This is a genomic window from Photobacterium sp. OFAV2-7 (assembly GCF_022347985.1).
Classification (GTDB): domain Bacteria; phylum Pseudomonadota; class Gammaproteobacteria; order Enterobacterales; family Vibrionaceae; genus Photobacterium.
Genome location: NZ_JAKRFQ010000107.1, coordinates 1 through 8,835, shown reverse-complemented (window position 1 = coordinate 8,835; position 8,835 = coordinate 1). Strand labels below are relative to the sequence as shown.

10 protein-coding genes are annotated in these 8,835 nt (G+C 48.3%); 6 read left to right on the top strand and 4 right to left on the bottom strand.

Annotation, left to right across the window (positions count from 1 at the left end; genetic code table 11):
- The 3 genes from MHN01_RS08660 to MHN01_RS08650 all read right to left on the bottom strand — a co-directional run.
- A partial coding sequence (locus tag MHN01_RS08660) for a 3'-5' exonuclease (RefSeq protein WP_239410984.1) occupies positions 1-598 on the bottom strand: 598 nt, incomplete at its 3' end.
- Entirely contained in the window at positions 598-2,478 is a 1,881-nt protein-coding gene (locus MHN01_RS08655; RefSeq protein ID WP_239410983.1) for a DUF294 nucleotidyltransferase-like domain-containing protein, read from the bottom strand. The genes MHN01_RS08655 and MHN01_RS08660, both read right to left, overlap by 1 nt.
- Positions 2,479-2,579: 101 nt before the next feature.
- Positions 2,580-3,329, bottom strand: a complete 750-nt coding sequence (locus MHN01_RS08650; protein ID WP_239410982.1) for a helix-turn-helix transcriptional regulator — start codon at positions 3,327-3,329, stop codon at positions 2,580-2,582.
- A gap of 181 nt (positions 3,330-3,510) precedes the next feature.
- On the opposite strand from MHN01_RS08650, the gene MHN01_RS08645 reads away from it, so the two are divergent.
- From MHN01_RS08645 to MHN01_RS08625, 5 genes are all read left to right on the top strand, one after another.
- On the top strand, positions 3,511-3,750 hold the full coding sequence (locus tag MHN01_RS08645) for a hypothetical protein (RefSeq protein WP_239410981.1): 240 nt from the start codon (positions 3,511-3,513) through the stop codon (positions 3,748-3,750).
- A gap of 39 nt (positions 3,751-3,789) precedes the next feature.
- Positions 3,790-4,275: a GNAT family N-acetyltransferase gene (locus MHN01_RS08640; protein WP_239410980.1), complete on the top strand. Its 486-nt coding sequence runs from the start codon at positions 3,790-3,792 to the stop codon at positions 4,273-4,275.
- 78 nt (positions 4,276-4,353) lie between these two features.
- Positions 4,354-4,890, top strand: coding sequence for a GNAT family N-acetyltransferase (locus tag MHN01_RS08635; RefSeq protein WP_239410979.1), 537 nt, complete (start codon positions 4,354-4,356; stop codon positions 4,888-4,890).
- A gap of 144 nt (positions 4,891-5,034) precedes the next feature.
- A complete protein-coding gene (locus MHN01_RS08630; protein WP_239410978.1) occupies positions 5,035-6,087 on the top strand; it encodes a hypothetical protein in 1,053 nt (350 codons plus the stop codon).
- A 70-nt stretch (positions 6,088-6,157) separates the two neighbouring features.
- Positions 6,158-6,301, top strand: a complete 144-nt coding sequence (locus MHN01_RS08625) for a hypothetical protein (protein ID WP_239410977.1) — start codon at positions 6,158-6,160, stop codon at positions 6,299-6,301.
- Between the two features lie 105 nt (positions 6,302-6,406).
- Here MHN01_RS08625 and rpmE read toward each other — a convergent pair whose 3' ends face one another.
- Positions 6,407-6,619 carry a 50S ribosomal protein L31 gene (gene rpmE, locus MHN01_RS08620; RefSeq protein ID WP_075762978.1) on the bottom strand — a complete coding sequence of 71 codons (213 nt, stop codon included), beginning with the start codon at positions 6,617-6,619 and terminating at the stop codon, positions 6,407-6,409.
- Between the two features lie 242 nt (positions 6,620-6,861).
- On the opposite strand from rpmE, the gene priA reads away from it, so the two are divergent.
- On the top strand, positions 6,862-8,835 hold a 1,974-nt coding region (priA, locus tag MHN01_RS08615), incomplete at its 3' end, for a primosomal protein N' (protein ID WP_239410976.1).

The window sequence follows — 8,835 nt, the reverse complement described above, 5'->3', positions numbered from 1 at the left end:
TCCCCAATCGCACAGAACCGGGTCTCTTGCCTTGTAGTCGATTCCAGAAGCCACCAAATTGACGATGTTGTATGGCAGACTCGATCGCTAAGGTGTCGATAACCGGAAAGTGAATCCCCTCATTTAGACGTGCCTTAAGTGCACTGTTCATAAACTCTCGTTCAATTCTCTGATAGTGAACAACGACAATTTTTCCGGCAAGGGCATCGAGTACCTTCTCCAGAATACGTAGCAGATCGGGTGCATCGCTGACATCTGAATCGGTAATACCATGGATTACAACCGACTGCTCGTCGAGAGGCCGATGCGGATTCACGACCCAGTGGGCAGATTCCCTGCAGCGAATACGCTGAAGGTTAAAGGGAACCAGCCCGATACTGATGATTTCATCGCTTTTGGGGTCAAGTCCGGTGGTCTCGAAGTCCAGTGCTACAAAAGGAACATCTTTTAGCGGTGTATCACCACTGATCATGCCGGCAGAATAGTACTGTTGCAGGCGAGAATCTTTAGCTTGATCAAGCAAGGTCGTGAAAAAAGTCGGCCAGTCAGGTGTATTAGTATTGGTAAGCAGTGATCTTTGCTTTTTGTCTTTTGTCATTATCGTCTGTTGCCTTGATAACGGAACTTGATGAAGTTCTGTGCATTACTCAGGATCTGGAATGCCGCCTTGAGGTTTCTGCGTTCAAAGTCAGACATATTTTCAGGCTCAATACTATTATCTGCCTCAGTTTTGGCTTCGATATCCAGTGCCTGGTGTCGAATACGGACCATATAGATAAACTCCATGGCATCACGGAGATCCTGCCCACGTCCTTTGGGCAGTATTCCTGCTTCTATGATGTCATCCAGTCGTTCGAACGAGTTTTGCGAGCGAGAACCTACGGCGAGAGCATGAACACGGATCAGGTCGGCAAGTGGTGCTGTACCGCGGCGTTTTAGGTTAATCGAGTTGTTGTGGCGACCGTCTTTTTCCATCACGAAATCTTTGAAAAAGCCAAGTGGTGGCGTACGGCTGATTGCGTTGCGGGCAAGGCAAGCCAGGAAGCGGTTATTCTTTCTGGCTCTTCGAATAATAAAACTATTGAGTTGTTCGGCCCACTTTACTCGTCCCCAGACACCATCGAGGTCAAAGAAGATCGAGCTATTTAATAATGCCTTTGGCTTGGGGTTATCAATCCAGTCACCAAAGCATTCTTCCCATTCCTTACGTGTTTTACGCCATTCCGGGTTGGTAGCCATCACGTCGCCCTGGCAGTAGCTGTAACCGCATGCTGCGAGTCCGTCGCAGACAAATTTAGCTAGCTGGGCAAAATACTCTCCATGTCGCTTTTCATCGTAGCTGTTGTCCAGAATAAGCGCATTATCCTGATCGGTTACGATTAACTGCTCGTCTCGGGCCATTGAACCAAGAGCGAGGAAACAGTAGGGAATGGGCGGCGGGCCTTGAATTTCTTCAGCAAGCTCGAGTAAGCGTTGCTTAAAGCTGCGGCCAATTACCGCCATTGCGCTTCCCACCATATGTGAGTTGGCATCTTCGTTGACCATACGGACAAAGCAGTCTTTGACCTGTTCAGATAATGTCTGCAATTCTTCAACACTTTGCTGCTGGAAAATGGTACTAACCAGCAATAGGCTGTTTTGCGACTCATAGCGAACGATATCAGTCAGACCAATGACCCCAATCGGATGCTTTTTGCGCAATACCGGAAGGTGATGGACGTTATAGCGCAGCATGGTAAGCATGGCTTCGAAGACATAGGCATTGTGATCGAGGCAAATTACCTCGGTAGTCATCACTTCCGATACCGGGGTAGAGACATCAATACCGCTGGCAAGTACGCGCGTACACAAGTCTCTGTCAGTGATAATGCCGACAAGGTGGTCCCTGTCTTCATCATCAATTGAGGCTTCAGGATCGGTGATCAATAGGGAAGATGTGTTTTCTTCAGCCATAGTTTGAGCGGCAACCTGAATCGACTCGTCCTTTGCAATAAGGAAGGGATCGCGAGTCAAAAGAGTCCGAACCTTGGAGGTGGTGAGATCATTGGCGTCGGTATGGGTGGAAACGACATTACGCAGTCGGGCACTGTCTTCAACCTCGACGAAGTCTGCAAAAGTATCGAACTCATCGTAAAGGCTGTTGAACATGTCTTCAGGGATACAATAAACCAGCGTATCTTCAATAGCCTTCGCCGGCATACGGACACGGTTGTTCATCAGCAAGCCCATTTGGCCGAACAGATCGCCCTCATCAATGCGGTTATAAAGCTCGCCTTTTCGTCGGTAAATTTCGACGGCTCCGCTACGGATCAGGAAAAGGTCGTGAATCTCATCGCCTAAGCTGAAGATCATAGTACCGGCTCGGTAATAGGATACCTCGATTTGTAGTGCTACCTGTTTTTGTTTTTCTTCTGGTAAGTTATCAAAAGGAGGGAACTGGCTGATAAAACTAAGTATTTCTAGCTGTTCTGCTTCCATCGCAAGATCCGTGTTGGGAGATTAAAAAGAGATATACAGTAATAAGTATACAAGGGTTGCATTATATATGCTTTTACTATCAGCTTGTTAGCTCAGATAATTTACTTTTCAAACCCGCAGTAGATCTGGTTGATCAGCTGGTTTTGATGGCGGCATCCGGTTTTGTGCAAGATACTTTTGATCTGCGACTTTGTTGTTTCTTTTGACACGCCGCGAATCGCAGTTATTTCACTGCCGTCATAGCCTTGAGCAAGCAATGACACGACATTATGTTCAGCCTGGGTCAAAGTGTCGGGAAGTCTCAACATTCCTCGGGAAATAGGTGCAGAGCCATAGAGGCTTTCTAGGGTATTACGCGCGATAAAAAATTGCCCCCAAGGGGCTAGCGCTTCAAGAAGTTGCTGCATGAGTTGGTGGCTTTTGAAGGAAAACGGTTGATTATAGCGATGGAAGCTAAGCGATAAGATTTTTCCGTCTGAAATGGGAAAAATCCCACTTACTGAAAAATTAACTGCCATTCGAGGAATCATTTCTTGGATAAACCAACCATCACTGATTTTTTTGATTGGCAGCATCTCTTGTAAAGTAGCCATGTGACCAGTTAGCGAACTGCTAAGATAATGCTGTAAATAGATATCATCCCGAGAGTGACGTAAATAAAAGCCTAAATCGTTATTATTGATCCCGTCATGGAGGATCCACTGCTTACCTTTAAATGGGGGGGAACCAAGAAATACAAGACTAATATCGGCACCAAGAAAATGGCCGAAATTGCGGACAATTCGATTTAAGTCATCACTGGATTCGCCAGCTTCCAGCAGCTCTTTTACCCAGTATTGAACCCGCTCCATGGATTCTCCTCACTGGTGTCAATATTATTAATATAAGGATCAATGATATATCAGCGTATTGCAATTATTTATGCGCAGGGTGTGATCAATAATTGCGCTGGTAAATTGATGAGCATATCGAGCTGAAAATGATAATATCGACGCTATAAAAGAACCAGCAATATGGAAGAGCTCGATACTAATGACAAAGGAAGATAAGACGTATCCATTAATCCGGTTGTTTAAAGTGCTACATGTGGTGGGGCTACTGATGGTGGTTGCAGGAATCGCATTGCTAATGGCAACTGAGGTTGACCAAACAGTTAACGGTATGCTGGTAATTAGTAGTTTGATTGGGACAGGCGGCGTGTTGATATCTCCTTTTCCGGTAGCTTTGTTTCTTCAGTGGGCAATGAAAGCCAAGACTGATCATAGTAACTGAACACTAAGTGACTAAAACGAATTAACAGGGACGACGTTAATGAGAACACCTTGCCATATTACGTTGCGACAAGCGGTGGCTTCAGATGCCAGGGCGGTAACTGATGTGATGCTGGCTTCAAGAAAGCAGCTACTGCCATTTGCCCCTTTGGCACACAGTGATGAGGCCGTTTTTAACTGGATTAATGAGTATCTGATCCCTTGCCACAGGGTCATGGTAGCGGTTGAGAATACTCAAATTGTAGGTTTGTGCGCGATGTCAGATCAAGACGGTGCAGGTTGGATAGAGCAGTTGTATTTATTACCGTCACACACCGGAAAGGGAATAGGTTCGTTGCTTGTCTCTGATGCATTGGTTTATTTTAAAGGCAAGCCCGTACAGTTATACACCTTTGAAGAAAATACATCGTCGCGTCTATTCTATGAGCACCACGGTTTTGTTGCTATAGCCTTTAGCGACGGCAGTAATAACGAAGAAGGCGTCCCTGATGTGCTTTACCGTCGCTCACCAACACATCTGTGCTAGCCCTACAACGCAAAAGAGTGTTGACCCTATGGAATTATGGGGATAGCTTGAATGCGCTAGAGGGATGTGGAACAAAGGATGTTATTCAAAGATATGAAGTTTATTAGCTGCAATTTTGATTCTCATGCAAATGAGATCTTAACCATTCTTAATGATGCGATAATTAATTCAACCGCGCTGTATGACTATAAGCCGCGAACAATGGATAACATGGTGTCATGGTTTAACACCAAGGAAAAAGCCGACTATCCGGTTATTGGCGCCATAGACGAGCATGGTCAGTTGATGGGGTTTGCGAGCTATGGACGTTTTCGTGAACAACCTGCTTTTAAATACACGGTCGAGCACTCTGTTTATCTTCACCCGGACTTCAGGGGAAGGGGAGTTGGCAAAGCATTAATGAAAGAGCTCATTGAGCGTGCCAGGCAGCAACACTATCATGTCATTATTGGTGCTATTGATCTGGAGAATGAGGGCAGTATTTATTTGCATCAAAAGCTGGGTTTCACCCATTCGGGCACTATCCACCAAGCTGGGTTTAAATTTGGTCGCTGGCTCGATTTGGGCTTTTATCAACTGGTATTAAATACTCCGGCGAGCCCGGTTGATGGGTGATATTTGCCTTATCCATCATGATTACCTTACTTATTGATAACGTGATCGTTTTAAAATTACGCGACACTGGTCCGATATCATATTTGCTGAACTAAATTAGAGCTTCTACTCTTCATTGTTCCATATGCAACGGAAATGATAACAATGAAGACAGTAACTAAGAGTATCTTAGCAGCGTTGGCTACGCTCTCATTTTCTGCGAATGCGGCAATTGGTGAGCACCCTATCATTTTGATCCACGGTTTTCAGGCTGATCAATTGCAAACAAAACCCGATCGCCAGGCCGTCGAACAGGAAGGTGCTGATTATTGGCGCGACTTCTGGCTCGCAAAAGCAGATGATCGTATTGACTGGCCCTCTCAGGAAAGGGTAGCTGGCAAGATTTCGTCAGATTATATCTGGCCGAAGTTGCAGGAGTTAGCGAAAAATCAGACATGCCGTAATGGCTGTATTTTTGTGACTCACTCAACGGGTGATCTTGTTGCACGCTATATGCTGGATAACCAGGCGAACTGGTTGGAAAATGCCGGTCTACAGCCGCTGAATATTCTGGCGACCTTCGATTTTGCAGGTGCCGGAGGTGGTTCGGAGCTTGGTGATTTGGCGATCAATGTGGCCGAGGGAAGCGGCTGGGTTAACGGTGCGCTTAAGTCGGCGATTAAGTTATGGCTGGGCGAAATCCCGACTAGTTCAAATACCGGTGTGTTGAATGATCTAAAAGTGGCGAATGCCCGTCAGCTAGCCCCTATACCAGATGGCCGGATCCCAAGAGTACGCTTTACCGGAGATGGGTCGGACTACTTCAACTTAACTGCAGGCTTTTTGCCTGGACATGATGATGGTGTTGTTGCCAGTCATTCCACATGTGGTGCAAGCCAAGCCGGTGATTTTAATAGTTGCTCGATGAGTGTTGCCTACGATGGCAAGCTGGCAACGCAATCAAGTGGTGTCAGTGATTTCATGCCCGATCATTATCCGTTGCTTATGGGAGACGGCTACAGCCATGGCGGATTGATTAGCAATACACATAGCGGGCAAGTCACAGCAGCAAATCATCAAACGACACTGACAAATGGTAAGACGCTGACAGTGAATACGACAGATGAAAAGTATTGGCTGACTGGGAACTATTATCGTTATGTTGATGGTTCTGATAACGTGACAATGTCACAGCTGGCAGTTGATTTACTCAACTAATATTCAGAAGCAAGAGGGCAAATAAGCCCTCTTGCTATCTGATTAGCATATTTTTGATTGCGAAGCCTTTATGAATAATAACAAGCGTATTGCTATCGCGGTGATTGTCGGAGCATCAGTACTGGCATACTGGATGGCAAGTCCATCAAAGGATGAACATCAGTTTGTTTCGGCAATGTCTGAAGCAGAGCAAGGTGATGTGTCAGCAGAGTAACAGAGAAAGGTATAGAGGAAAAGACTAAATTTGCCCGCGCCAGGTATTGTCTGCAAACAAAAAAAGGGACGCATGCGCATCCCTTTTTCGAAATTCATCTGGCAATTACTTGCTAGAAAGCGCACCGAAACGCTTGTTGAACTTGTCGATACGACCACCAGTGTTAACCTGACGCTGCTTACCAGTGTAGAAAGGGTGACACTTGTCGCATACATCAAGGTTGATGTCTTTACCCATAGTAGAGTTAAATACGAAAGTGTTGCCGCAAGAACATTTAGCGTTCACTGCTGTGTATTCTGGGTGAATACCTTGTTTCATGGGATAACCTCAAAGCTAAGGCCGTGTCGCTCTCCCGATCCTAAGCCGGGCACCACACGCGTTAATAACAGTATAACGTTTGGCTACCAGCAAGCTGACACCAATACGATAAATTAGGCGGCGTATAGTAATCAATCACGTCGCCCAGATCAACTAATGCGCTCCTTTTTTCACCGCTTTGCGCCCGCAGCCGGGCAAGGTACACTTCCTAATCTTAGTATATGTGGATTATTCGGTTAGTTATGACGCCCAACATTGCCCGCGTGGCTCTTCCTGTTCCCTTAGATAAGCACTTTGATTATCTGATAAAGCCTGGTCAAGCTCCCGTTATCGGTGGCCGGGTACGGGTTCCTTTTGGCCCAAAGCAGCTCGTCGGGATTGTTATGACACTCACGGATCAGTCCGATTTCCCTCTAGCCCAGCTAAAAGCGATTAGCGCCGTGCTCGATAGCGAGCCGCTGTGGCAGCCGCCTTTATTCAGCTTACTGAGTTGGGCCAGTAGCTATTACCAGTATCCGCTCGGCGATACGCTAGCCAATGCCATGCCGACACTGTTACGCAAAGGACGCGAAGCAGCCCCGAGCAGCCTGAAAATGTGGCAAATTACCGAAGCCGGACGAGACCAGCCGCTAGCCGCATTAAGCCGCGCCCCGCGACAGGCTCAGGTACTCAACACCCTGCGCCATGGCAAAAGCAGCCATGAAAGCCTGCTGGCCGAGGAGGTCAGTTCGGCAATACTGAAAACACTGAGTGACAAAGGCTGGATCGAAGCCCTCGAAGAAATCCCAGACCGCAGGGACTGGCTGCGTGATTTTGCCGTTACCGAAGAAAAGCCGAAGCTCAACGACGAGCAGGCATTGGCGGTTGCTACCGTCAATGCAAATCCGGAATTTGGCTGCTATTTACTGGAGGGGGTAACCGGCTCCGGCAAGACCGAGGTTTACCTCAACCTGCTCGAGCCAGTGCTAGCAGCTGGCAAACAGGCGCTGATCCTGGTCCCCGAGATTGGCCTGACCCCACAGACCATCAACCGCTTCCGCCGCCGATTCAACATCCCGCTGGAAACCGTTCACTCCGGGCTGAATGACACCGAACGGCTGTCATCCTGGCTGGCCGGAAGGGATAACCAAGCTGGCATTATTATCGGCACCCGCTCGGCACTGTTCACCCCCTTTGATAATCTCGGCATCATCATCGTCGACGAAGAGCACGATGCGTCCTACAAACAGCAGGACAGCCTGCGCTACCATGCCCGGGATCTGGCCGTGATGCGGGCTAACCGGGAGAACATTCCGGTGATCCTCGGCTCGGCCACCCCGGCACTGGAAAGCCTCCACAATGCCAAAACCGGTAAATACCATCACCTGACACTGACCCGCCGGGCGGGCAATGCCCAGCAAGCACGGCACGGTGTGCTGGATGTCAAAGGGCTCTATCTGGAGGCAGGGCTCTCTGCTCCGCTCATTGCCCGGATGCGTAAGCACCTCGAGGCCGGTAACCAGGTAATGCTGTTTCTCAACCGTCGCGGCTATTCCCCGGCCGTGATCTGCCACGAGTGCGGCTGGCTCGCCGAATGCAAACGCTGTGATGCCTACTACACTTTCCACCAGCAGTCGGGAGAGCTTCGCTGCCACCACTGTGCCACCCAGCGTCCGATGATGCCACAATGCGGCAACTGCGGCTCGACTCAGCTCAATGCCGTCGGGGTGGGTACCGAACAGCTGGAGCAGCAGCTGGCAACTTTATTTCCCGAATACAAGACCGTACGCATCGACAGAGACAGCACCCGCCGCAAAGGCAGCCTCGAGAGCTATCTCGAAGCGATAAAAAATAACGAATACCAAATTCTGATCGGAACCCAGATGCTGGCCAAGGGACACCACTTTCCGGATGTCACTCTGGTCAGCCTGATCGATGTCGACAGTGCCTTGTTCAGCAATGACTTCCGGGCATCCGAACGTCTGGCCCAGTTGTTCATCCAGGTAGCCGGACGGGCAGGTAGAGCGAGCAAACCCGGTGAAGTAATATTGCAGACTCACCATCCCGAACATGCCCTGCTGCAAGCTTTGCTGCACAAAGGCTATGACCAGTTTACTGTCAGTGCACTTGACGAGCGCAGGCAGGCATTTTTGCCCCCTTATACCTACCTGACCCTGTTCCGTGCAGAAGCCAACCAAAGTGAGCATGTTGAGCAATTTTTACAACAAGTTCAGATC

What these genes read in the sequence shown, in the direction of transcription:
- MHN01_RS08655 (WP_239410983.1), bottom strand. Translation starts at nt 2,478, where the DNA reads ATGGAAGCAGAACAGCTAGAAATACTTAGTTTTATCAGCCAGTTCCCT.
- MHN01_RS08650 (WP_239410982.1), bottom strand. Translation starts at nt 3,329, where the DNA reads ATGGAGCGGGTTCAATACTGGGTAAAAGAGCTGCTGGAAGCTGGCGAA.
- MHN01_RS08645 (WP_239410981.1), top strand. Translation starts at nt 3,511, where the DNA reads ATGACAAAGGAAGATAAGACGTATCCATTAATCCGGTTGTTTAAAGTG.
- MHN01_RS08640 (WP_239410980.1), top strand. Translation starts at nt 3,790, where the DNA reads ATGAGAACACCTTGCCATATTACGTTGCGACAAGCGGTGGCTTCAGAT.
- MHN01_RS08635 (WP_239410979.1), top strand. Translation starts at nt 4,354, where the DNA reads ATGTTATTCAAAGATATGAAGTTTATTAGCTGCAATTTTGATTCTCAT.
- MHN01_RS08630 (WP_239410978.1), top strand. Translation starts at nt 5,035, where the DNA reads ATGAAGACAGTAACTAAGAGTATCTTAGCAGCGTTGGCTACGCTCTCA.
- MHN01_RS08625 (WP_239410977.1), top strand. Translation starts at nt 6,158, where the DNA reads ATGAATAATAACAAGCGTATTGCTATCGCGGTGATTGTCGGAGCATCA.
- rpmE (WP_075762978.1), bottom strand. Translation starts at nt 6,619, where the DNA reads ATGAAACAAGGTATTCACCCAGAATACACAGCAGTGAACGCTAAATGT.